Annotated in this window: 28 protein-coding genes and 1 pseudogene; 13 read left to right on the top strand and 16 right to left on the bottom strand. The window is 65.6% G+C overall.

The annotated features are described in order from the left end of the window. Positions 1–347 precede the first annotated feature (347 nt). Together ACFXHE_RS21075 and ACFXHE_RS21070 are read left to right on the top strand one after the other, a co-directional pair. Complete coding sequence (locus ACFXHE_RS21075) at positions 348–854, top strand: DUF1990 family protein (RefSeq protein ID WP_379385369.1); 507 nt, start codon at positions 348–350, stop codon at positions 852–854. Positions 855–1,180: 326 nt separating this feature from the next. Continuing rightward, positions 1,181–1,519, top strand: a complete 339-nt coding sequence (locus ACFXHE_RS21070) for a hypothetical protein (RefSeq protein WP_379385367.1) — start codon at positions 1,181–1,183, stop codon at positions 1,517–1,519. Between the two features lie 292 nt (positions 1,520–1,811). Here ACFXHE_RS21070 and ACFXHE_RS21065 read toward each other — a convergent pair whose 3' ends face one another. From ACFXHE_RS21065 to ACFXHE_RS21055, 3 genes are all read right to left on the bottom strand, one after another. Further along, a complete protein-coding gene (locus ACFXHE_RS21065) occupies positions 1,812–2,177 on the bottom strand; it encodes a transcriptional regulator (protein ID WP_379385366.1) in 366 nt (121 codons plus the stop codon). Then, complete coding sequence (locus ACFXHE_RS21060; protein WP_379385364.1) at positions 2,135–2,482, bottom strand: hypothetical protein; 348 nt, start codon at positions 2,480–2,482, stop codon at positions 2,135–2,137. Before ACFXHE_RS21060 ends, ACFXHE_RS21065 begins: the two co-directional genes overlap by 43 nt. A 353-nt stretch (positions 2,483–2,835) precedes the next feature. Next, entirely contained in the window at positions 2,836–3,252 is a 417-nt protein-coding gene (locus tag ACFXHE_RS21055; RefSeq protein ID WP_379385363.1) for a winged helix-turn-helix transcriptional regulator, read from the bottom strand. Between the two features lie 97 nt (positions 3,253–3,349). Here ACFXHE_RS21055 and ACFXHE_RS21050 point away from each other — a divergent pair, with 97 nt between their 5' ends. Both ACFXHE_RS21050 and ACFXHE_RS21045 read left to right on the top strand, forming a co-directional pair. Further along, complete coding sequence (locus tag ACFXHE_RS21050; RefSeq protein WP_379385361.1) at positions 3,350–4,222, top strand: alpha/beta fold hydrolase; 873 nt, start codon at positions 3,350–3,352, stop codon at positions 4,220–4,222. Positions 4,223–4,448: 226 nt separating this feature from the next. Next, entirely contained in the window at positions 4,449–4,781 is a 333-nt protein-coding gene (locus ACFXHE_RS21045; protein WP_379385359.1) for a hypothetical protein, read from the top strand. On the opposite strand, the gene ACFXHE_RS21040 is transcribed toward ACFXHE_RS21045, so the two are convergent. Further along, the gene (locus ACFXHE_RS21040) at positions 4,719–5,285 is read right to left on the bottom strand and encodes a hypothetical protein (protein ID WP_379385357.1); all 567 of its coding nucleotides are present in this window, start codon (positions 5,283–5,285) and stop codon (positions 4,719–4,721) included. The genes ACFXHE_RS21045 and ACFXHE_RS21040 overlap by 63 nt on opposite strands. Before the next feature lie 311 nt (positions 5,286–5,596). Here ACFXHE_RS21040 and ACFXHE_RS21035 point away from each other — a divergent pair, with 311 nt between their 5' ends. Next, positions 5,597–6,646, top strand: a complete 1,050-nt coding sequence (locus ACFXHE_RS21035; protein ID WP_379385355.1) for an IS110 family transposase — start codon at positions 5,597–5,599, stop codon at positions 6,644–6,646. A gap of 18 nt (positions 6,647–6,664) precedes the next feature. Here ACFXHE_RS21035 and ACFXHE_RS21030 read toward each other — a convergent pair whose 3' ends face one another. Together ACFXHE_RS21030 and ACFXHE_RS21025 are read right to left on the bottom strand one after the other, a co-directional pair. After that, entirely contained in the window at positions 6,665–6,958 is a 294-nt protein-coding gene (locus ACFXHE_RS21030) for a transposase (RefSeq protein ID WP_379385353.1), read from the bottom strand. 437 nt (positions 6,959–7,395) lie between these two features. Further along, positions 7,396–8,679 (bottom strand): FAD-dependent monooxygenase, encoded by a 1,284-nt coding sequence (locus ACFXHE_RS21025; RefSeq protein WP_379385351.1) that lies wholly within the window; start codon positions 8,677–8,679, stop codon positions 7,396–7,398. 317 nt (positions 8,680–8,996) lie between these two features. On the opposite strand from ACFXHE_RS21025, the gene ACFXHE_RS21020 reads away from it, so the two are divergent. From ACFXHE_RS21020 to ACFXHE_RS21010, 3 genes are all read left to right on the top strand, one after another. After that, entirely contained in the window at positions 8,997–9,473 is a 477-nt protein-coding gene (locus ACFXHE_RS21020; protein WP_379385349.1) for a DUF6301 family protein, read from the top strand. A gap of 300 nt (positions 9,474–9,773) precedes the next feature. Next, on the top strand, positions 9,774–10,811 hold the full coding sequence (locus ACFXHE_RS21015) for a fused (3R)-hydroxyacyl-ACP dehydratase subunits HadA/HadB (RefSeq protein ID WP_379385347.1): 1,038 nt from the start codon (positions 9,774–9,776) through the stop codon (positions 10,809–10,811). 260 nt (positions 10,812–11,071) lie between these two features. Continuing rightward, on the top strand, positions 11,072–11,479 hold the full coding sequence (locus ACFXHE_RS21010; RefSeq protein ID WP_379385345.1) for a hypothetical protein: 408 nt from the start codon (positions 11,072–11,074) through the stop codon (positions 11,477–11,479). Between the two features lie 111 nt (positions 11,480–11,590). Here the strand turns inward: ACFXHE_RS21010 and ACFXHE_RS21005 are convergent, their stop codons facing one another. Further along, positions 11,591–12,160, bottom strand: a complete 570-nt coding sequence (locus tag ACFXHE_RS21005) for a TetR/AcrR family transcriptional regulator (RefSeq protein ID WP_379385407.1) — start codon at positions 12,158–12,160, stop codon at positions 11,591–11,593. Between the two features lie 167 nt (positions 12,161–12,327). Here ACFXHE_RS21005 and ACFXHE_RS21000 point away from each other — a divergent pair, with 167 nt between their 5' ends. Both ACFXHE_RS21000 and ACFXHE_RS20995 read left to right on the top strand, forming a co-directional pair. After that, a complete protein-coding gene (locus ACFXHE_RS21000; protein WP_379385343.1) occupies positions 12,328–13,272 on the top strand; it encodes an alpha/beta hydrolase family protein in 945 nt (314 codons plus the stop codon). Between the two features lie 290 nt (positions 13,273–13,562). Next, a complete protein-coding gene (locus ACFXHE_RS20995) occupies positions 13,563–13,754 on the top strand; it encodes a hypothetical protein (protein WP_379385341.1) in 192 nt (63 codons plus the stop codon). A 359-nt stretch (positions 13,755–14,113) separates the two neighbouring features. Here ACFXHE_RS20995 and ACFXHE_RS20990 read toward each other — a convergent pair. From ACFXHE_RS20990 to ACFXHE_RS20970, 5 genes and pseudogenes are all read right to left on the bottom strand, one after another. Beyond that, positions 14,114–15,258: pseudogene (locus ACFXHE_RS20990) on the bottom strand (RNA polymerase sigma factor). Next, positions 15,255–15,662, bottom strand: coding sequence for a YciI family protein (locus ACFXHE_RS20985; protein WP_379385339.1), 408 nt, complete (start codon positions 15,660–15,662; stop codon positions 15,255–15,257). The pseudogene ACFXHE_RS20990 and the gene ACFXHE_RS20985 overlap by 4 nt, the downstream one beginning before the upstream one ends. Before the next feature lie 48 nt (positions 15,663–15,710). Next, positions 15,711–16,208: a pyridoxamine 5'-phosphate oxidase family protein gene (locus ACFXHE_RS20980; RefSeq protein ID WP_379385338.1), complete on the bottom strand. Its 498-nt coding sequence runs from the start codon at positions 16,206–16,208 to the stop codon at positions 15,711–15,713. A gap of 227 nt (positions 16,209–16,435) precedes the next feature. Further along, positions 16,436–17,878 (bottom strand): MFS transporter, encoded by a 1,443-nt coding sequence (locus tag ACFXHE_RS20975; RefSeq protein WP_379385336.1) that lies wholly within the window; start codon positions 17,876–17,878, stop codon positions 16,436–16,438. 91 nt (positions 17,879–17,969) lie between these two features. Beyond that, positions 17,970–18,338, bottom strand: a complete 369-nt coding sequence (locus tag ACFXHE_RS20970) for a nuclear transport factor 2 family protein (protein ID WP_379385334.1) — start codon at positions 18,336–18,338, stop codon at positions 17,970–17,972. 242 nt (positions 18,339–18,580) lie between these two features. On the opposite strand from ACFXHE_RS20970, the gene ACFXHE_RS20965 reads away from it, so the two are divergent. The 3 genes from ACFXHE_RS20965 to ACFXHE_RS20955 all read left to right on the top strand — a co-directional run bounded on the left by ACFXHE_RS20965 (position 18,581) and on the right by ACFXHE_RS20955 (position 20,324). Further along, entirely contained in the window at positions 18,581–18,910 is a 330-nt protein-coding gene (locus tag ACFXHE_RS20965; RefSeq protein ID WP_379385332.1) for an ArsR/SmtB family transcription factor, read from the top strand. Next, positions 18,910–19,626: a cation transporter gene (locus ACFXHE_RS20960; protein WP_379385405.1), complete on the top strand. Its 717-nt coding sequence runs from the start codon at positions 18,910–18,912 to the stop codon at positions 19,624–19,626. Before ACFXHE_RS20965 ends, ACFXHE_RS20960 begins: the two co-directional genes overlap by 1 nt. An 80-nt stretch (positions 19,627–19,706) precedes the next feature. Continuing rightward, positions 19,707–20,324: a nuclear transport factor 2 family protein gene (locus ACFXHE_RS20955; protein WP_379385330.1), complete on the top strand. Its 618-nt coding sequence runs from the start codon at positions 19,707–19,709 to the stop codon at positions 20,322–20,324. A gap of 17 nt (positions 20,325–20,341) precedes the next feature. Here ACFXHE_RS20955 and ACFXHE_RS20950 read toward each other — a convergent pair whose 3' ends face one another. From ACFXHE_RS20950 to ACFXHE_RS20935, 4 genes are read right to left on the bottom strand one after another with little or no spacing between them, the layout of a single operon-like run. After that, the gene (locus ACFXHE_RS20950) at positions 20,342–21,016 is read right to left on the bottom strand and encodes a cytochrome P450 (RefSeq protein WP_379385328.1); all 675 of its coding nucleotides are present in this window, start codon (positions 21,014–21,016) and stop codon (positions 20,342–20,344) included. Next, on the bottom strand, positions 21,017–21,574 hold the full coding sequence (locus ACFXHE_RS20945; RefSeq protein ID WP_379385327.1) for a hypothetical protein: 558 nt from the start codon (positions 21,572–21,574) through the stop codon (positions 21,017–21,019). It abuts the gene before it with no gap. Between the two features lie 47 nt (positions 21,575–21,621). Beyond that, positions 21,622–21,795, bottom strand: coding sequence for a thioredoxin family protein (locus tag ACFXHE_RS20940; RefSeq protein WP_379385411.1), 174 nt, complete (start codon positions 21,793–21,795; stop codon positions 21,622–21,624). Next, positions 21,722–22,009, bottom strand: a complete 288-nt coding sequence (locus ACFXHE_RS20935; protein ID WP_379385325.1) for a thioredoxin family protein — start codon at positions 22,007–22,009, stop codon at positions 21,722–21,724. Before ACFXHE_RS20935 ends, ACFXHE_RS20940 begins: the two co-directional genes overlap by 74 nt. Positions 22,010–22,092 lie beyond the last annotated feature (83 nt).

Below are 22,092 nucleotides of genomic sequence, written 5' to 3'. Positions count from 1 at the left end.
CGCTGAACGCCTTCGACATCACCTTCGAAGGCCGACTCACCGCCGGACGGAAATAACCCAATCAACCCGAGCTACACCGTTATCTGGACAGACCCGATTGTGCGGGATTGCACCGGTCGTCCGAAACTTGGCAGTAGCGGACGTTTCGCCTGCCTCGGATCGGTACGGCCAGTTGATCTTCCGATGCCCCGCGCTGGCCGGTTCGGTCAGCGCGGCATGCGACAGTTCCGGGCGTTTCCCCGCCGTCTGACGGTATCGGAGCGGCGCAGTTGTGGTGACGGGGATTCTGCCTATCGTGATCATGTGGCGGACTAACGCCTCGGAACGACCAGAAAGCCGCAGTGACCATGGGACTCACCTACAGCGAAGTCGGGGATACACGGCCAGCGGATCCACAGTGGGGAGAACCCCCCTCCGGCTTCCGGCAGTACTCCCGAACGGTGGCGATAGGGCACGGAAGGGAATTCTGGGATCGTGTGTCCGCAGAGGTCCTGCACTGGGGGGTCAAGCGCCGCAGTGGTTTCCGGGTCAGACCCGATACCGAGGCAGCCGAGGGTATGGACTATCGGATCTCCGCCGGTTTCGGACCAATGATGGTGCACGAACCGGTGCGGGTGGTGCAGGTGGTCGACCTGCCGAACCGGCGCGGATTCGCCTACGGCACCCTTCACGGGCACCCAGTTTCCGGTGAGGAGGCGTTCATCGTCCACCTGGATCCCGACGGCACGGTATACCTCACACTGCGATCGTTGACGCGCGCTGCACCCTCAGGCAGGTGGAGAGCGGGATTCCCGATTCTGCTTCTCGCGCAACTCTTCTACCGGCGCCGATACCTGCGCGTATTGGCAAATTGACACTATGTGGTGCCCACATACCGAACCATCCTGTAATCGGTGCGGACGTTGCGCCGGCCTCGGATCGGCACGGCCAGTTGATCTTCCGATGCCCCACGCTGGCCGGTTCTGTCGGCGCGGTATGCGGCAGTAGCGGATGTTCCGGCACAGTGGTCGGTTCCGTCGACGGCCAGCCCGCGCGAGCCGATAATCGGGGTCGCTTGCGCCACAACAGATAAGCCTGGTTTATCGGTCGCTCCGAAGATCGATATTGATCTATAGGCCCTGACGGTGGGATCGTCTGGGAAGAAAGATCTTCCAGCATTGCCGAGAGGAAATCGAACGCGATGACAGAGTCGTTGCCGGCAACTGCCGTCGTCCGCGTCGGGCGCGTCACCTTCGATCCGAGCCTGTACGAGGCGGTCGTCGCTGCGGACAAGAAGACCTCGGAATACCTGATCCCGGCAATCCTGCGACTGCCGGGCCTTCTTCACTGGTACGCGGGCGTCTCCCCTGAAGGCTCGCTCTCCCAGGTGAGTATATGGGATTCTGAAGAGCATGCGGCGCAGATGGACGAGCTGAAGGAGATGAGGGTCAGAGCGCGCGACGATCTCGGAGCCGTTGGCGTGACGTTCACAGCTGAGACCGCGACGTACGCCAATTACCCGATCACCTGGACCATCTGACCCAGGTGCCGGAGGGAACACCAACTGCAACCAGACGGTAATGCTAGCCGCGCATCGCCCGCTCATCGGCATGAGCGCGCACCGCCGGCGTTCGTACGGCGCTCTGCCCGTTGATCTTCCGACTCCCCGCGCGCTGGCCGGATCGGTCAGCGCGGTATGCGGCAGAATAGTGCGTTCGGCAGATCAGGCTTCGGATCGCCGCGGGCCTGGATGTGTCCCTGGCTATTCGGCGGAAGACCACTGGTGCGACATCCCGCCATCAGCCCACAGCTGCACTTCTTTCCCAGCGCGATCAGGATCTACCAGACGGTGAGTCCGGCTCGCCCGACGCCTTCCGTGCCTGTTGTGCGAGTGCGGTGAGGGCGTTCAAGTGTTCGTGATAGGCCGTGCGGCCGCGGTCGGTCAATGCGAGCCATGTCTTGGGCCGCCGCCCGACATATCCCTTCGTGATCGTGATATATCCGCCGGCCTCGAGGACGGTCATCGCCTTCGACAACGTGGACTTGTTCATCTCGCACAGGTCGGTGATCATGCCGAACTCGGCCTCGCGGCATCCGTCCAGAAACGCAACCACTTTCAGGCGCGGCAGCGAACCCAGCAGCTCGCTCAGCTCCGTCACGACGCGGCCCGTGGTTGGGTCAGCTGGAACCACATCCATGCGCCCATGATCGCAGCGGCCGCGATAGTCATCCATCCGGGCATGGCACCGAGCAGGGTGACGCCGACAAATGGCGGAAGCCAGCCCAAAGCCACTCGCTTCCATCGCTGCACCGGTTGCTCGGCCAGGGACCGGGGAACGACACCACCGTTGCGCCATTCTCGAAGCACCCACGCCACGAAGGCACCGAATGCAACCGTCACAACGATTCCGGCAACCCCGCGAACGGTGATCGCGCGATCGATGGGCATGGCGACCGCGTCGCCGATCAGGAAGAACGAGCCGAAACACAGCAGCGCCCCCACCGTTGGCACCCAACGGGGCCGGGCCGGCGCGCTGCGCGCTCGACGAGTGGTGGCCGAGGCGATGTCGAGTGCGTCCTGTGGTGTCAATGCGTCGCTCACGATCGCAGCATAATCAACTAGTTTCCATCCGCCAACTAGTGTCTCGACTTTTCTCGGGACGGGTATCCGGCACCAGCGCGGCCACGAAACCGAACCACCGCAAGGTCGCAAGCCCATTCGATCCCGAACCGGCTTGCTGCACAGCGGACTTCGTGAAAAGGCCCGGCCTCCACTGAACGGTGAAGCGGTGCCTGCCCACCTGCGACTAGCGCGACTCGACCAGCACGATCAGCGGCATAGCGTGTGTTGGGTAACTATTCGTGGGCGGTTGGGTCGGCTTGTGCGTCGTTGACGGTGTTGGCGCGGTCGATCTCGGCCATATGATCCTCGGCCCAGGTGCGCAAAGCCGCCAAGGGGATCTCCAGGGACAAGCCCAGTTCGGTGAGCCGGTAGTGCACGCGTGGTGGCACTGTCGGCTCCACTCGACGGGTGACCAGACCGTCGCGGGCCAGGTTGTGCAGGGTCACCGACAGCATCTTCTGGGATACACCGGGCATTCGCCGCCGCAGCTCGGCGAACCGCACCTCCCCAGGGGCGGCCTGCGCGAGGACCTTGACCACCATCGACGTCCATTTGGTGCCGATGCGGTCCAGCAATTGCCGTGTCGGGCATTGGGAATCGAACAGATCACCGCGAACCGGCGTCTTCGCGTGCGCTGATCGAGTAGTCACCTGGACCTCACCACCTGTAGCCGAAGTGCCTTCTTGGGAGCCTAACTGAGGTTACCTACCGTTTCCTGGTAACCAATGGTAACCGCAAGGAGGTCCCATGACCCACACACCACCGCTGCAAACCGCCCCTATCGAGCTGCGCCGGATAGAGACCAACGGCATCCGCGCCAACGTCGCCATCGCCGGCGCCGGCCCCGCAGTCGTTCTGCTGCACGGCTTTCCCCACACCTGGCGACTGTGGAGCGAGATCATCGGCCCGCTGTCCGAGCACTACCGGATCATCGCCCCGGACCTTCGTGGGTTCGGCGCCACCAGCCGTGCATCAGACGGCTACGACGCCACCACGCTGGCCGCCGATACGGCCGGGATCCTCGATGCCCTCGGCGAACCCACCGCGGCCGTGGTCGCGATCGATGCCGGCACCCCGGTCGCGGTCCTGCTCGCCCTGCGCCACCCCGACCGGGTGCGACGGCTGGTGGTCATGGAAGCCTTGCTGGGCACGCTCCCCGGCGCCGAGGACTTCCTCGCCGCGGGTCCGCCGTGGTGGTTCGGCTTCCACGCCGTCCCCGGTCTCGCCGAAACGGTCCTGCCCGGCCACGAGGCACAGTATGTCGAATGGTTTCTCACCACCGGCACCCGTGGCCGAGGTGTGCGGGCCGATATCCGCGACGCATTCGTCGATGCCTACACCGGTGAAGACGCCCTACGCTGCGCCTTCTCCTACTACCGGGCACTACCGACCAGCGCACGACAGATCGATCACGCCGTGGCAGCCGACCGACTCACCACACCCACCCTGGCGATCGGCGCCCACCCGGTCGGTGACGCACTAGAGCGGCAGCTACGCCCTATCGCCGATACCCTTGCGGGACACGTCATTCCGGATTGTGGCCACATCATCCCGCTGGACCGTCCGCAAGAACTGCTCAACCTCATAACCCCCTTCCTCGCCGCCGACCAACCTGCCTGACCACGCATCCGCAAAGCCCCCCATGAGGCCATCCCCGGGTATAAGACTCCATCCGGCATTCGGCGGTTCCGGCCGCCGGCGCCCCGCGCTGGCCGGTTCGGTCAGCGCGGTATGCGGCAGTTGCGGACGTTCTTCGCACCGCGCCGTAGGGTCGCGATCACGACCGATGGCCGACCGTCCGGTCGATCGCGCTGGACGTCCAGACTCCATCCACCACACTTGAGCCGTGGAACGAGAACTGACCGTCAACGAGCAGGACGCTTTGCGCGCCATGCTGGAGGGAGATTTCCCGGGCGCTGTCGAACTGCGAGCACAGGTGCTCACGGCCAAGGTCGTCGGGAAGTGTCACTGCGGCTGCCCGACTATCGACCTCATGGTCGGCCCGAGCGCACCCACCGCTCCGAACGTAGCCAATCCGGTTATAGAGGCCGTGACCGACGACGGAGGAATCCTCCTGTTCGTTCAGGAAGGAAAGCTAATCGGCCTCGAGTATTACTCACTGACCGACGACACACCCGATCACTTCCCACCACCGGATCGAATCCATCCCACGCCGTGACAGGGCCCGTTCAGCGGGATTGGAGGAGACGAAAGAAGTCGCTGTGGAAAGCATTCTCCGGACTAACCCGACCGTTCCGATCCGCGCACTATGCGGCAAGTAGACGTCTTTGACCGCGCAGATGTAGAGCTTGCCCTCCGCAGCAGTCCGGTGTTCGCTGATATCGCTGAGCCACAACCGATTCGGGGCATTGGCGGAGAAGTTGCGGCGGACCAGGTCGTCGTGGACGGGCGGACCAACTGTGCCCTTGCCGCTGCGTTTCTTGCCGAACACGCTCCACCAGCCGTGGGCCGAGCAGATCCGCCACGCAGTCCGGTCGGCCATCGGCTCACCGGAGGCGCGGGCCTCGTCGGCGAGGAATCGGTAGCGGAATTCGGGGTCGTCGCGGTGGGCGTCGAACAGGGCCTTGGCCCGATACGCCTGGTCGAGTTCGGCGTCGGTGACCGGGTCGGCCAGCCAGCGGTAGTAGGGCTGGCGGGCCAGTTCCAGCACCCGGCACGTCACCGTGACGGGGATTCCGCCCTCGGCCAGCTCGCGGACGAGCGGGTAGATCTGTAATGGTCGTGGCTGGTCTGAGATCGGCTGGCAGGCTGACGCTCCGGCTCGTCGCGCGTGACTCCGGGTATATCCGACCCCGATCTGCGGGTGTCTTGAAAATGACTTGTCCGCGCGGCGGGCCGGGCGTTGGACTGCCCACCCGGATGGCCTGATCAGAAGATTGTCCGCCCCTTTCGGGCGTGACCCGTTACAGAGGTGCCTCCGAGCGACCCCGTCCAGCGCCACCTGCTGGCCCGACCACCGAGAGGATTCCTTGAATGGCGTGTATCGCCGACCACTACGACTACGTGATCGGGGCGGACACCCACGCCCGCACCCACACGTTCGTCATCATCGAAACCCGCACCGGCGCTGTCACCGCCTCGGGTGAATTCCCCACCCACCGTGCTGGACTCGCGCGGGCTATCGCCTGGATCGGCCGCCGCACCACGGGCACGGTGTTCGCCGCGGTCGAGGGCACCGCTTCCTACGGAGCCGGGCTCACTACCGCCCTGGCAGCGGCGGGCATACCGGTCGGAGAAGTCCGACCACCTTCCCGCAAGCAACAAGCCGTCAACGGAAAGTCCGACAGCATCGATGCCGAGTCGGCCGCCAGATCTGTTCTGGGACAGGACGCATCACGCGTCGCCTCGCCACGCGCGAATGGCGACCGCAACGATCTGCGGATCCTGCTCACCGCAGGGCGGCTGCTCGACACTCAGCGCACCGCCTCCCGCAACGCGCTCACCGCGCTGCTGCGCACCGTCGACCTCGGCATCGACGCCCGCCGACCCCTCACCGCCGCGCAGATCACCGCGATCGCGGCCTGGCGCGCCACCGTCGGCGACCCCGCCACCAGGATCGCTCGCACCGAGGCTCGGCGATTAGCACGTGCGATCGCCGATCACGACAAGCAGCTGCGCGAAAACCACGCCATACTCGGCAAACTCGTCGAACGGGTCGCGCCGGGGCTACAGGACACCCCCGGCATCGGGCCGGTGACGGCGGCCATCATCTGCTGCGCCTACTCCCACCACGGCAGAATCCGATCCGAATCGGCCTTCGCCGCTCTGGCCGGCGTCGCCCCACAGCAGGCATCCTCAGGCAACACCGTCCGACATCGACTCAACTGCGGCGGTGACCGCCAACTCAACCGGGCCTTCGACATCATCGTCAAAACCCGACTCAGCTTCGATCCCAACACCCGCGCCTACGCCGAACGCGCTCGCACACAAGGAAAGTCACCCCGAGAAATCCGACGCAACCTCAAACGCTACGTCTGCCGCGCCGTCTTCCGGCAACTGCAATCCGCCATGGAGACCGCTTGACAGCACCCCATAGAAGAGTCATTTTCCCGGCAGGTTCGCCTGCGCGAAATAGGCGGCGGCTCGTTTGAGGACCTCGTTCTCCTGCTCCAGCAACCGGATTCGCCGTTTCGCCGCCCGCAGTTCGGCCGACTCGCTGGTGCTGGTGCCCGGTTTGGTCCCCCCGTCGACATCGGCCTGGCGCATCCATTTCGACAACGTCATCGGATGCACCCCGAAATCCGCGGCGATCTGTTCGAGGGTCACACCGTTATCGCGATTGCGAGCGACACGGACGACGTCGTCGCGGAACTCACGGGGATACGGCTTGGGCACAGTGACATCCTTCCAGCCCGCCCGACGGGCAAGCCAACTCGGTTGTCACCTATCCGTGCAGCAGCCCCCTCTATGGCGCGGTCGCGGACTACTGCATCCGTAACCACGCTGCGGCCCGTCTGTCTCAGTAGAGTTCGAGCAGCAGACGCCGCGCCCTGCCCGGCCCGAAAGGCGTTGCAAGCGGCAAAGTAGTGCGTTCTGCGGGGTTTCTGCTGCCCTCAGCCGCGCTCCGCATGGCAGGTGTCGTTTGCCACCGTTGTAGGACCACTACGTTGCCAGTCCTGGGACCACCGGACGCAGTGCAGAAGTGGAACAAGTTATCGCACGTTCGGCTGGTGGAGGCCGCGTTCCCGAATGCGTGACCAGCGGCATGAGCCGAACCGGCCCGGGCGGTGGCCTACCGAAGCGTCGTCCCCGCTCGACGCGTTGTATGACCGCTACGGCCTGGCCGAGGAGATGATCGCCGGTCCGGATGGGGCCCCGGTGTCCGGCACCCCGGAGTAGTCGGGCAGCTCAACGCCGTTGATGGCGCGCTCGAGCAGTTCGGTGAACCATTCGCCGGCGAAATCGGGACCCGGCTCGGCGTCCGGCCCGGGGACGTCGCGGCTGCGGGCATTCAACCGGCCGATCTCCTGGTTGGCCTCGACGAACGACCGCATCCGCGCCTCGTAGCGGGCGAATCCGGCCGCGGGATCCCATCCGGCGGCGGCCAGTTCACCGGCCAGCAGGTAGGCGCCGACCAGAGCCAACCCGGTGCCCTGCCCGGACATCGGCGATGAGCTGAACGCCGCGTCCCCGAGCAGCCCCACCCGTCCGATCGACCAGCGGTCCATCACCACCTGGGCGACCTGGTCGAGGTAGAAGTCCGGGGTGTCGTCCAGATGCGCCAGGATGTCCGGGGTCAACCAGCCCAGGCCCGCCATCTGCTCACGCAGCAGGCGCTTCTGGGCCTCGACGTCACGGTAGTCGACGTCGAAGTCGGCCACGGCGAAGTAGAACATGGCCATCGCCCGCGTAGCGTCCTGAATGGGGCGCAGCAGGGCCGAGCGCCCGGGCTCCTGGTACTCGAGCAGCCAGCGATCCAGCCCGAACTCGTTGGGCACACTGTAGAAGGCCAGCACGTGCCCGAGGTGGCGGAGGAACCGCTCGTGCGGCCCAAAGACCATCGCGCGCAACGCTGAGTGCAGCCCGTCCGCCCCGACCACCAGATCGAAGCGGCGCCGGTCGCCGCTTGCGAAACTCACGTCGACCCCATCCGCGTCCTGGGTGAGTTCGGCGATCCGGTCGCCGAAGAGATACTCGACACCGGCGCGGGTGTCGTCGTAGAGCACCCGGGACAGATCCCCGCGCAGGATCTCGATCTCCGCGATGAACCCGTCGCCACCGTCGTCGTCCGCGTGGAAGGTCTCCAGCACGTTCCCGTCCGCGTCCACGGTGTACGCGCCGGCGGTCTCGGTGCGGGCCGCGCGCACCGCCGCGTCCAGACCCATCCGGTGGATGACCTCCTTGGCTACTCCGCGCGCGTCCACCGCTTGCCCGCCTGGACGCAGTTCGGGCGCTCGCTCGACTACGGTCACCTCGGCTCCCCGTCGGCGCAACCAGTGGGCCAGCGCGGGCCCGGCGATGCTCGCCCCCGCCACCAACACCCTGGCACCGCTCACCCGCGGCTCCTGCTCACCCGTCAGGATCGTGCACTCGTGCCCGAGGTCGTCGACACTCATCATTGCCTCCATGTGTTTCCTCCCGCACCGGAACGCTCCCCGCACAGGCCCACCGCTGTCGGTGTATCCAGCCGTATCGACTACGGATCCACCCGAAACTCATCGGTGCAGCCGAAACCACATCCACGCTCCCGCGAACACCCTGAACTCCGCTACCTATGGAACGTCCGGCTGCTCTCGCCATGATCGGTCCGCACAACGGATCTGGAACATGTTCGCTCAGTGAACCACCCGCTGTCGGTGGTCCCACGACTGACAACGTGGTGGTCCCTTCAAGCTGGCAGGCGACCGTGCGTTCGCTAGCAGTATTGCTGTCCGTGAATGCAGATATCGACGGCGGCGCAAGGATTCTCGGAGTTGCTGCGGGCTTCGACTGGACATGGTCGGAGACGGATCTAGAGCTGTTCAGCGCACTTGTTGGCTGGGATGCTCAGATCCGGCCCGGTTCGGGAGCGACCCTGGTTACGCACCTCGACGTGCAGAAACCGTATGCCTACGCCGAGATCGGCGACTACGTGAAGTACATATCGATCCGATTCACCGATGTGGTCGATGCTTCGGATGTGGAACACCGCTCGGCACTCGCCGCCTACTTTGGCGAAATGTGCGATCGAGCGACGTCCGCGTTGGGCGCTCCGACGCGCGTGTCACCCGGATCGATTCCCACAGTTCGGTGGTGGATGGCGAAAGTGCTGGTCGAGATCGCTGGATTCTCCAGCGGTACCTGCATCCGACTCGTGAACCCGGAATACCAGCGGTGGGTCGACTCCCTCGATGATTCCGAAGCCATGTGATGGCATAGCTGGACCTCATCAACCCGACCGAGCCATGACACGCTCATCGGCAGAAGAGGATGTCCTGGGCCGCAGTTGTTCTTGCTGTCGGCCGCGCTCGCCCTGGCCGATTCGAACCGCGCGGGATACGCCATGGGCGGATGTGCTTCAGGCCCTGTGCTGAGGCATCGGCCGACTCGTCGGCAAGACCGTTTGTTCTCCTCAGCAAGCGTGCTGTCCTGTGGAAGAGTGGTGCCCGCTCATGAATTCGGCGCTGCGGATCCGGATCTGAGGTTGGTCGAACGATGAAGGGGAGGCTTGATGGAAGCAGCATTCGATGTGGCCGGGCTGATCGGCTATCGCTATCGCGTGGATGACTACTACGAGGTCGGTCGGGAGAAGATTCGCGAATACGCGCGAGCTGTCCAGGACTCCCATCCGGCACACTGGAGCGAGTCCGCTGCCAATGAACTCGGGTTTGCCGGGCTGGTCGCGCCGGCGACGTTCGCTTCGATCGTGGCGATGCGGGCCAATCGAGCTCTGCTCGAGAACGTTCTTGCAGGCTACGACATGTTCGTGCACACCGACCAGGTCTTCGAGATGTACAAGCCTGTCCTGGCCGGTGACCGATTGATCAGCGATGTCGAACTGGCCTCGGTTCGCCGTGTCGCAGGCAAGGACCTGCTCACCGTCACCAATACATTCACCGACCAGTCCGGCCAGATCGTGCAGATCATGCACACCACGATCGTCGGCATCACCGGCGATGACGTCGATGCCGACATCGGCGATGCCATCGAGGGTGTGATCATGAGCGGTTTGGAACCCGCACCCTCGCCCGCAGCCTCGGCGCCACACGCCGGACACCCACTGGCCGATCAGCCTGCACAGGCCGCCGCCCGACATTCGCAGGTATCGCGAACACGTTTGCCGCGCACAGCAATCCGTTTCGAGGACGTCGCCGTCGGCGACGAGCTACCGGCCCGGACCGTCCGACTGACGCGGGGCGACCTGGTGAACTACGCGGGAGTCGCCGGTGATGTGAATCCGATCCACTGGAACGAGGAAGTCGCTTCATTGGCCGGCCTTCCCGATGTGATCGCACACGGCATGCTGACCATGGGCCTGGGGGCGGGGTTTGTCACTGACTGGCTCGGCGACCCCGGTGCCGTCATCCGGTACGGAGCCCGGCTGTCGAACTACACTGTCGTAGGAGTCGCCTCGGCCGGGGACGTGGAGTTCACCGGCCGGATCAAGTCGATCGACCCAGAAACCAGAACCGCCACAGTCGTTCTCACCGCGAAGTCCGGGGGGCGCAAGATCTTCGGTCTGGCCACCATAGACGTTCGCCTCATATAGGCGTTGACTCCATGAGGGCGCGCTGGGCGATCTGATGCATACCGAGCGCGCTCATCGGCAGAGGTGGATATTCCTGCGCCGCAGTCGGTCTCGTCGTCGACCGGTCCGCGTTGGCCGGTTCGGTCGGCGCGGTACGCGGTAAGGCAGGATTTTGGCGTTGGGATGTCATGGTGAGTTCTCGATGTCGCTGCTGACCAGCATGAACCCACAGCTGGCACGATCCCGCGGCAAGACGATGTCTGCCACGGCATGATGAGCCCATGACGAAACCGACGCCGTCCCGGGATGCGGTGAATGCACGAAGGTCGGCAAGGCGACCGTTCCTCGGACTGATCGTCGGTTTGGTTGGCGGGGTGGTTATTACGACGGTAGCGGCAGCCGGATTGTTCATGCATCGCACCGATACGGTTCGAACGTACCCGGCAGCGTCGGCCGACAACTACGCCGCCGCGGTGAAACGAGTGCATAGCCCGATGGATCTCGACCGCTACGAAGTCTGGCTCGGACGGTTGGTCGACGGCGGGGTACCGCGCGGCCACGTCGTGACGATACCGCTCGGTTGGAGCACCGAGCCGCGCATCGACTGGAATCAGGACATGGTTGTCCTGCATTTCGAGCCTGGCGGTGAGATCCGTGTTCCTATGACGATGGTGCGTGATACCCGGTAGCCCAGAATTGCTCGGGGCCGCGAGGATTTGGCGCGTATCGGATGGTTGCGGCGCGGTGGCAGTGGCGATGCGTGACCCGATGTGGCTGTGCACCTTCGAATTTCGCGGTCGTTACCGCCGGCACCCGTCGAGCAGCAGGCCGATGGTGAGATGCACCTCGTAGTTCGGGTCGACCATCTCTGCGCCCGCACAGATGTCGCCGATCGCGCGCAGCAGCTGATAGGCGGAGACGTCGGCGGTGATCTCGCCGGCGTTGCGGCCGGCGGTGAGGAGACTGTCGAACACCGGTACGAGTCGGTCGAGGAACAGTGTGTGCAGGGCGGTGAAGCTGTCGGGGTCGCTGCGCATCGCGGCGGCGAGTCCATGCTTGGTCACCAGGAAGTCCACGAACAGATCCACCCATCGACGCAGTGCGGCGAAGGGTGAGGACTCCGCCGTGAGCAGGGCGGGTCCGGCCTCGGCGCAGGCGTCGATCTGATGCCGGAAGACGGCCGCGACGAGGTCCGCTCGCGTGGGGAAGTGCCGGTAGATCGTGCCCATGCCGACGCCCGCCGCGGCGGCGATCTGGCGTACCGGTGCGTCCACGCCATGGGTGACGAACACCGATGCCGCGGCATCGAGCACGGCCCGCTCGTTCCGTCGTGCGTCGGCGCGTTTGGCCGAACTCGCGGCGGCCGGCATTCGCTCGTCGCGTGCGCCCACGTGATTTCCCTTCTTCACGGCAACGGTTGCCAAGCGGAGCACTGCTCCGTATATTCGGAACAGTGCTCCGCTTGAGTATATCCGCGGTTTGCGCGGATTCTCACCCCGCCACGGCGGAGCGCTCATCGCTATCGAACGGAAACCCCATGCCCGGACCAGACACTGCCGCCCAGAGCGCCGTGCCCGCCTTGACCACCCCGATCATCAGCGTCAAACCGGTCGTCCTGCCCGCGCTCGAACGCGGCGACGACCTGCAGGTGCGCATATCCGCACCCACCGTCGGCGCCGGTCTGCCGATCGTCGTGCTCGCCCACGGCTACGGCGAGTCGATGTCCTCCTATGACCCGCTGGTCGACTTCTGGGCCGCCAACGGTTTCGTCGTCGTGCAGCCCACTTTTCTCGATTCACGGACCCTTGGCCTCACTCCGGCTGATCCCCGCTACCCGGACATCTGGCGCGTCCGAGTCCGCGACGTCACGCAGGTTCTCGACCAGCTCGACCGGATCGTTGCCGCGATTCCAGGGCTCGACGAACGCATCGACCGCGACCGCATTGCCGTCGCAGGACATTCCTGGGGCGGACAGACCGTCGGCATGCTGCTCGGCGCACGCGTCCTCGCCGCGGACGGGCAGCCAGGACCCGACCTGACCGATGCGCGGGTGAAAGCCGGTGTCCTGCTTGCTACTACCGGCCTCGGCGGCGACACTCTGACCCCGTTCGCCGCTGAGAACTTCTCCTTCATGAACCCAAACTTCGACAACCTGACCACACCGACCCTGGTGGTCGCGGGCGATCACGATCAATCTCATCTCTCGACCCGCGGCCCCGACTGGTTCACCGACGTCTACGCCTACAGCCCTGGAGCCCAAAGCTTGCTCACCATCTTCGGAGGCGATCATTCACTGGGCGGAATCCATGGCTACAACGCCAAGGACACCACCGACGAAAGCCCCGACCGCGTCGCGCTGATCCGCAAGGCTTCGTGGGCCTACCTCCGCAGCGCCCTCGGAATCGATGACATGGCATGGAAACAGGCGCAGGCCGATCTCGCGCAGACCACCGATCCGATCGGCCGCATCGACCACAAGTAGACGCACCCGTCGCAAGGCAGTGACCGACTTCAGTGTTCTGGTAGCCAGCGGTAAGCTGATACTGGCGTCTTTCTCGGTACCAAATGACGTCTGGTCCGGTCTGGTCGATACTGCAGCTGTCGGCCGGCGAGAATGCGCGTTCCTGTCGGGACGCATCATGAACTTCATCAAAGAGCGAATCGGGTGTCGCAAAGTCGATTCGGCATGTGACGCACTCGCAGACCCGGTCCGGTAGCTCGGCAGCGCCGCCTAGTACCCGGACGTCATAAAGCTCGTTGTAAGGAAGCAAAATGTCTAGCAAGATCATCAAAACCCTTGCCGCGACAGTTATTGCCGCGCCCCTGCTCGTCCTCGCCGCGCCGGCGGCCACTGCTGATTCGATTGCCACGGCGCCCCCGTCGCCCTCCGCCACTCCGGTCGACGGATCGTTCGGATCAGCTACGTGGTGTGTTCCCCTCGGCAGTGTCGTCTGGTGCATCTGAGTGAGCGTCTGAGAACTCCGGTGTTGGGTGCATGACGCCCGAGATTCGAGTGAACTCCCGGTAGAGCAGTGATTGCTGAAATCAATTGCTGTACAAGGAGTTCATTCGTCGTCATTGCGCATTCCCGTGTGTTCGTCGTGCCCGATTGGCATTGCGTGGCCGAATCACCAGCAGATTCGAGCGGTGGCGTCACGCAGCCTTCGGGGAGCAATCCTGACACCTGCCGCATTACCTAGTCGGCAGTAGAGGACGTTCTCAGCCGCAGTCGGTTCCGTGCGCCGGCCAAACCCGTGCTGGCTGCTCGCGTCCGGGCGGTGCTGCCACCCGGCAGGTCGAGTGTGGTTGTGCGGCAACCGGGCTCAGGAGCGCAGCAGCTGCCGTACCCGGGCTGCCTCGCGGGTGAGGTGGTCGCGCTCGGGCACAGTGGTGGCTGCGCGGGATGCCTCGGCGTACAGGGTGGCGGCCTGCTCGAGGTTGCCGGCGCGTTCGTGGAGGTAGGCGCGGACTGCGGTGTGGCGGGGAGTTCTGGGTCCAGTTCGGCCAGCGCAGCCAGGCCGGCTCGGGGTCCGTCGGCCTCGCCGACTGCCACTGCGCGGTTCAGCCGCACTACCGGGCTGTCAGTGAGGAGTAGCAGTTCGTCGTACCACTCCACGATCTGTACCCAATCCGTTTCGGCGGTGCTCGGGGCATCGGCGTGCAGGGCGGCGATCGCGGCCTGGGCCTGGTATTCGCCCAGCCGGTCGCGGGCCAGCGCGGTCTGCAGAATCCCCACCCCCTCGGCGATAAGGCCTGTGTCCCAACGGGATCGGTCCTGCGCTGCGAGCGGCACCAGGCGACCACCCGGGCCGGTGCGAGACGCTCGGCGAGCATGATGGAGCAGCATCAGCGCGAGCAGCCCCGCGACCTCGGGCTCGTCGGTCGAGGCGGCGAGCTGGCGGGTGAGGCGGATGGCTTCGGCCGCCAGGTCGACGTCCCCGCTGTAGCCTTCGTTGAAGACGAGGTAGAGCACGCGCAGCACCGTCGTGAGGTCGCCGGGTCGGTCGAGTGGCAGTCCTGCGATCCGGCGTTTAGCGCGGCTGATCCGTTGCGCCATAGTCGCTTCGGGGACGAGATAGGCCGTGGCTATCTGCCGGGTCGTCAGGCCGCCGACAGCGCGCAAGGTCAATGCGACGGCCGACCCGGGGGACAGGGAGGGGTGCGCGCACAGGAAATACAGCCACAGCGTGTCGTCCGTGGCGGGGACCGGACCTGCCGGAGGCTCGACCTCCATGGCGAGTTCCCTTCCCCGCCTGGATGTTTCGGCGCGGGCGGCATCGAGGAACTTGTGCCAGGCGGCCGCGACGAGCCACGCCTTGGCATCGCGCGGTGGATCGTCCGGCCACGTTTCCAGTGCCCGGATCAGCGCCTCCTGCACCGCATCCTCGGCCGCGGCGAAGTCGGCTCCGCGGCGGACGAGGACGCCGATCACCGCGGGTACGAGTTCGCGTAGCAGCGACTCGTTCACTCGGTGACAGTGGGTGACGCGGTGAGAAACGGTCGCAGCTCGAGCCACTCCTGGATCGGCTTCCCGCCCGCGCCCGGCGCCGCGGACAGCTCACCGGCCAGCTCGAGCGCCCGCTCGTAGGTCTCGACGTCGATGATCATCCACCCGGCGATCAGATCCTTGGTCTCCGCGAACGGGCCGTCGGTGACCGGCGTGCGACCCTCGCCGTCGGACCGGACGAACGTGCCCTTCGGCGAGAGCGCCTGACTGTCGACGTACTCGCCGGTGGTCTCGAGTCGCGCGGCGAAGTCCTCCATGTACTGCACGTGGGCCGAGATCTCGTCCGGCGTCCACTGGTCCATCGGCACGTCGTTGACCGCGGCCGGCGCACCCCGGTAGTGCTTGAGCAGCAGGTATTTCGGCATGATGTTCTCCTCGGTTCGCACGGCCCATTCTGGCCGTGTTGGATCGGTTCAGGCGCTCTGACGCTCGGCCCGTTGCCGGACCAGTTCTTCGACCGCGGTCGGGAGGGTGGTTTCGAAGTCGATGAGTTTGACCCACGTCGGCGTGATGACAATCCGGACCATGCCGTCGTACAGCGAGCGAACCTCGGCCTCCCACTCGACCCGCTGCTCCGGGGTCATCTCGTAGCTGCCATTCATCTGCAGATACTCGTCCGGGATGCCATCCACCACATCCATCTCCGCGCGACCGCGGATGAGCAGGATCTTCGGCGGATGCACCTCGGTATCGATCGTCAGCGCGACCTCCGGGTTGTGCCGCAGGGAGGGCAGCTTCGGAGCATTCTTCGTGGTGCAGACGACGATCTCCGAGCCGTTCCAGGTGAATGCGATCGGGATGTTGCGAGGCGTGCCGTCCTTGGCGACATAGGCCATCCGCAGCAGGTCGCGAGCCAGCAGCTCCTGGCTGATCGGGAGGTTCAGGATCGCCGTGATCTCGTTCGCTTGCATGATGCTCCTTCGTCGGTGTCGTCGAGGCCTGTTCGCCTCCTCGTACCCCTGGGACGGAGCCGCCCGAGCGTTCTCGACATCCACTGCCCATGAATTTCCGGACCGAGCCGCCAGAGCGCGGCGGCCGCCAACCCTACGACTGCAAGCCGGCGACATCCACGCGGCTCGCGAAAGCACTGCACCCCGGAACCCTTTCCGGGTCCCGGGGTGAATCGGTCTGCCGCAGTTCAGCTCTGCTTGCGCGCTCTCGGCACCAGTTGCACCAGTCCCGCGGTGATCAGGCAGAGCAGGCTCATCGGCACCAGGCTCGATACGAAGGCCGGTCCCAGATTCGCAGTGCCGCCGAGCCGGTCGTAGAACACGATCCCGACCACCGCGATGCCCAGCGCACCACCGACCTGCTGCGCCGTGGCCAGCACACCGCCCGCGGCGGCGGCATGCTCGGGCGCCACGCCCGCCAGCACGATGCCGGGAACCGGCACCAGCGCCAAACCCATACCCGCACCGGCGATTACCAGCCCCGGCATCAGCCACTCCAGGGCCACATGCCCGTCGGCGCGCTCGGCCGCCGAGGCCAGCAGTACGAATCCCGCGCCCTGCAGCATCGCACCGAGCGAGATCACCTGTCGCCCCAGCCGTGCGGCGAGCCGTTCGGCCACCGCCGAGGTCAGCATGTAAGGGCCGCCGATCGACAAGAAGAGCACACCAGAGGCCAGCGGCGTCATGCCACGGCCATGCTGCAGGTACAGCGCCAGGAAGAGGAAGAACGGACCCATCGTCATCTGATAGGCCAGCGAGAGCACCACGCCCACCGTGAACGAACGGTCCCGGAACAGGTTCGGATCGACCAGCGGTGCGGCACCGCGAGCAGCCAATCGCCGCTGGTACCAAGTGAATACGCCCAGCAGCACCGCGGCGGCGGCCAGCGACATCCAGGTCCACAGCGGCCAGCCCTGCGCACGTCCCTGGATCAGCGGCAGCAACAGTGCGACCAGAGCGGCCAGAATCAGGTCGACGCCGTAGGGATCCAGGCGGGTGCCCGCGTTGCCGCGTGACTCGGAAACCAGTCGCCGCAGCAATGCCAGGGCCATCAGGCCCACCGGCACATTGATCCAATAGATGGTCCGCCAGCCGAGTCCGAACATGTCGGCCTGGATCAGCGCACCACCGATCAGCTGGCCGAACACCGCGGCCAATCCCATGGTCACGCCGTAGGCCGCGAAGGCGCGGGCCTGCCGGGCCCCGGTGAACACCACGCTGATGATGCCGAGCACCTGTGGCATGAGCAGTGCCATACCCACGCCCTGCACGACCCGCGCGGTGATCAACTCACCCGCGCTGCCGGCCATGGCGCACACGATGGACGCCATGGTGAACAGCGCCATGCCGAGCCCGTACATACGGCGTCGCCCGTACATGTCGCCCAGCCGTCCGCCGGTGATCAGCCCTGCCGCGACGGCCAGTCCGTAACCGGCGACCACCCACTGCATGGCGGCGCTGCTCGCGTGCAGATCGGCCTGAGTGCCGGGGAGCGCGACATTGACGATGAAGAAGTCGAGGGTGGCCATGAAGATTCCGGCCAGCAGAACGAGCAAGGTGCCCCACGACGCGTGGTCGGGCGTCGCCCGGGCCGGTGTGGCGACCGGGCTCTGGAGGGTGGATGACGACATGACAGCTGTCCTGATTCTTCGAAATCGAATGCTTGCAGGGTCTTTCGTGTGGGTGCCCCGCATCGGGGCGCCCACCGGAACAGCGAATAGGTCAGGCGCCCGTCGGAACCTGGTCGAGAAAGCCGAGTACCTGGCTGATTCGACCGTCCTCGGCAAGTACCGCCACATCGAACCCGATGACCAGCGGCTCGGCGTCAGGCTGCCCCAGGTGCCAGGTGAACCGAGCGATATTGTGGTGGGCGTCCACAGTGCCGCCGGAGCTGAATTCCAGCCCGGCGAACTGACCCTGCACCGCGGCGATGGTGGCCGCCAGCCCATCGTGGCCGCGCACCGAGACCAGCGGATCGGTGTACTCGGCGTCCTCGGTGAACACCTCGGCGACCAGCGCGGCGCGAACGCTCGGGTCGGTGGCGTTCCATGTGCTCAGGTAGCGCTCGACCAGCTCGTTGATATCGCTCATGGCTTCTCTCCCTTGTGGTTTCGATGTGTCGAACTCGACGACCACAACGTTATGGAGATCCGGCCGGCCGCAAATCTGTCGTACTTAAGTACTGACTACCTGTCGCTGATTTTCGGTGCTGTCACACGGTGCCCGGCTATAGACCGTTCCGCAGCGGGCGGCTCGCGGCATGAGCTTGCGTTGGTCGCGCCTTCTCACGATTCATGATTTTCTGAATACAGATTCTGATGTACTGTCATGGTGTGGATACCCTGCTGCATCGCGATGCGCTGGCCCGCTTCGGGCACGCTTTGTCGGACCCGACTCGCACCCAGATTTTGTTGAGCCTGCGCCGGGCGCCGGCGTATCCGTCCGATCTGGCCGAGAAGATCGGGGTGTCGCGTCAGATTCTGTCGAATCACCTTGCGTGCCTGCGGGGTTGCGGGCTGGTGGTGGCGGTGCCGGAAGGGCGGCGCTCGCGATACGAGCTGGCCGACGCTCGGATCGGGCGGGCTCTCGATGATCTGACGGGGCTGGTGCTGGCCGTCGATCCGGCGTGCTGCCCGGACTCGGGCACCGAGGGGTGCTGCTGATGTCGCAATCGCTGGGAATGCCGTCGCTGCCTGCGGCGCAGGCGGTGGGGCCCGCGTCGCAGCGGCGGGCGTTGCTGGCGCGTCGTATTCGCTGGTTCGCGGCCGCGACGATCACCTACAACGTCGTCGAGGCGATCATCGCGCTGAGTGAAGGCGCGCGAGTGTCGTCGACGGCGTTGATCGGGTTCGGGTTGGACTCGGTGATCGAGGTGTCTTCTGCTGCTGCGGTGGCGTGGCAATTCGCCGGCCGCGACCCGGAGAAGCGGGAGAGGGTCGCACTGCGGGTCATCGCGTTCTCGTTCTTCGCCCTGGCTGCCTACGTGAGCGTCGACGCGATCAGCGGCTTGCTCGGAGTCGGGGAGGCCCACCATTCCCCGATCGGCATCACCTTGGCAGCGGTGAGCCTGGCAGTGATGCCGGTGCTGTCGTGGGCTCAGCGCCGCGCCGGCCGTGAACTCGGATCCGCTTCTGCGGTCGCCGATTCCAAGCAGACGCTGCTGTGCACCTACCTGTCGGCGGTGCTGTTGGTGGGGCTGCTGCTCAACAGCCTGTTCGGCTGGTCGTGGGCCGACCCGATCGCCGCACTCGTCATCGCCGGAATCGCGGTGAAGGAAGGCGTCAACGCCTGGCGCGGCGACACCTGCTGCCCGTCACCGGCCGCGTTCGCCACGAACCCCGGCACCGCCGCGCACGACTGCGCTTGCTGCGACGACTGACCCGCAATCTGCCCGGCCCAACCGATGAACATCGGCCGCCGCAATAGGATTCGTCGTCGGCCGGTACCTGGTTGCGGGCAATGCGCAGCATCTCCTCGGACAGGTCGACCTTTCGTCGGCCAGTGTTGTCCCGTTCGGTCGGCGCGGGAAGCGGCACGAGTGGTATCGACCGCTTGGTTGGCCTGTGGACTCATTCGGTTGCCGGTCCGGGTGATCGTCCCGATCAGCGAGACGACCACCAGTCGGGACGTGGGTTCGGCCGTTACGGTCCGGCAATGACCAGCGAACGGCACGCAGTTATCGCCCTGCTTCACAGGTATGCCGATGCGCTCGACCGGCGTGACTGGGCGGGCCTCGACGGCGTGTTCGCGCCCGATGTGAAGGCGGATTACGCGGGGGCCGAAATCGTCGACGGCCGAGACAATCTCGTCCGGATGATTCGTGGATACCTCGACAAGTGCGGTCCCACACAGCATTTGATGGGGCACGAGCAGGCGACTGTCGACGGCGAGCGTGCCACGATGTCTGCGAAGATGCGGGTCCACCATATCGGTGCGAATCGACCGGATCTCATGTTCGAAGTGTTCGGTTGGTACCACGCCGAGGCTGCCTACACCTCGGACGGGTGGCGGATCGTGGGCTGGCGGCAAGAGGTCACCCACGAGGTCGGGAGCCCCGAGGTGTTCGGCCGCGCCTAGGCGAGACTCCGGGCAGGTCAGGGCGTGACGGGGTCGAATCGGAGGTGTAGTTCGCGAGGTGCGCCGACGCTGATGCCGACCGACCGGTGCACTTCGGTGCCGGGGGCGAGGCGGAAGCCGGTGAGGCGGTTCAGGAGGCGGGTGATGCCGATGTCGAGCTGCATGCGGGCGAAATGGCGGCCGACGCAACGATGGATGCCGATGCCGAAAGCCAAGTGCGGGTTGCGGTTACGGCCGAAGTCGAGTTGGTCCGGGTTGTCGAAGCGGTCGCTGTCGCGGTTGCCCGAACGCCAGTGCACTGCGATGCGGTCGCCCTTGGCGATCGGGACGCCGAGCAGGTCGTTGTCCTCCATGACGAGTCTGCCCATGACGCTCACGGTCGAGGTGTAGCGCAGCAGCTCGTCCAGATCGCGTGCGGCCCAATCGGGTTCACGCAGGCGAGCTTCGAGGCCGGGTATCTCGGTCAGGAACTCGGCGATGTAGGCGAGTGCGCCGCGGGTGGTGTCGAGCCCGCCCAGCAGTAGCACGGTGACCACGCCGAGCCGTTCCTCCATGGTGAGCGGTCGGCCGCCCGCGACGGTGGCATCGACGATGGACTGCAGCAGATCCGCGCGCGGCGCGGCCTCGCGTTCGGCCATGAGCTCGGCGGCCAATGCCGCGACGGCGGCGAAACTTTCGGGCGTGTTCTGCACCTACACCTGGGTGACGGCATCGACAGCGCGCGCCAGCCGCTCCTGGTTGTCGTCGTCGAGCACGATCTTCGCCAGCGCGCCCGCGGTGAACGGGATCGCGAACTCGCTGACGAACTCGACCTCCCCGCGGCCGGCGAACCGGTCGATGAGTTCGTCGGCGAGCTGCTGCACCACCGGCGCGTATCGTTGCAACGCCGATCGCGAGAACGGCCCGTTGAGAAACGCCCGAAAGTCGTGATGCAGAGGCGGATCGACGTCGATGGGCGGCAAAGCGACTGGTACAGAAGTCAATCCGGGCATGGTCGAGCTGAAGATCTCCGGATGCGCGGCCACAGTGACGAGGTCTTCATACCGCGTCACCACATGCATTCCACCACCGAATCCCGAATGCACGACCGGACATTGCCCACGCGCCCAGGTGAGCTGATCGTCCAGCCGCGCGCAGTGGCCCTCATCGAACCAGTCGAGATGATCGAAGAACTCCTGATGGCTGTCGGTCACGGCAACCCCTTCCCACCCTGAGCAGCAGTGCGCTGATGGTGCGCCCGGCAGCCGCACGGAGTCAGCCCGTCCGGCGCGTCGAAATCCGTGCCGAACGCCTGCGCTCACCAGCTTTCAGGATTCCGAGGGGCAGAAGCGAGCGCATGGTCGAGCTCGGACAGCAGCTTGGCCTCGGAGCGCGCGCCGACCACGGTGAGGATCGGCCTACCACCCCGGAAGAGGATGAGGGTCGGCGCCGACATGACCCGGTAAGTGGCTGTGACGGAAGGATTTTTCATCAGTGTCGACCTTGCAGACGCTGAGCATGTCAGCGCGCTCACGAGCGATGGCGGCCAGGACGGGTGAGACCATCCGGCACGGTGGGCACCATTCGGCCCCGAACTCGACCAGCACCGGTCGCGGGTGTTCGAGTACCTCGCGCTCGAAGGTCTCGTCGGGTGCGCGCACCCCTCCTTCCTGCCGCAGGATGTATGGATCAGCGGAACTACTCATGGCTCAACGACATTGTTGCCGTGGGATCGGGATATCTGGTCGACGACGGAGTCGCGTATCGGGTATCAGAGGTTCTCTGAGGA

This window comes from Nocardia sp. NPDC059229 (assembly GCF_042754165.1).
GTDB lineage: Bacteria > Actinomycetota > Actinomycetes > Mycobacteriales > Mycobacteriaceae > Nocardia.
The sequence above is the reverse complement of the archived record's forward strand: the minus strand, read 5'-3'. Positions and strand labels throughout refer to the sequence as shown.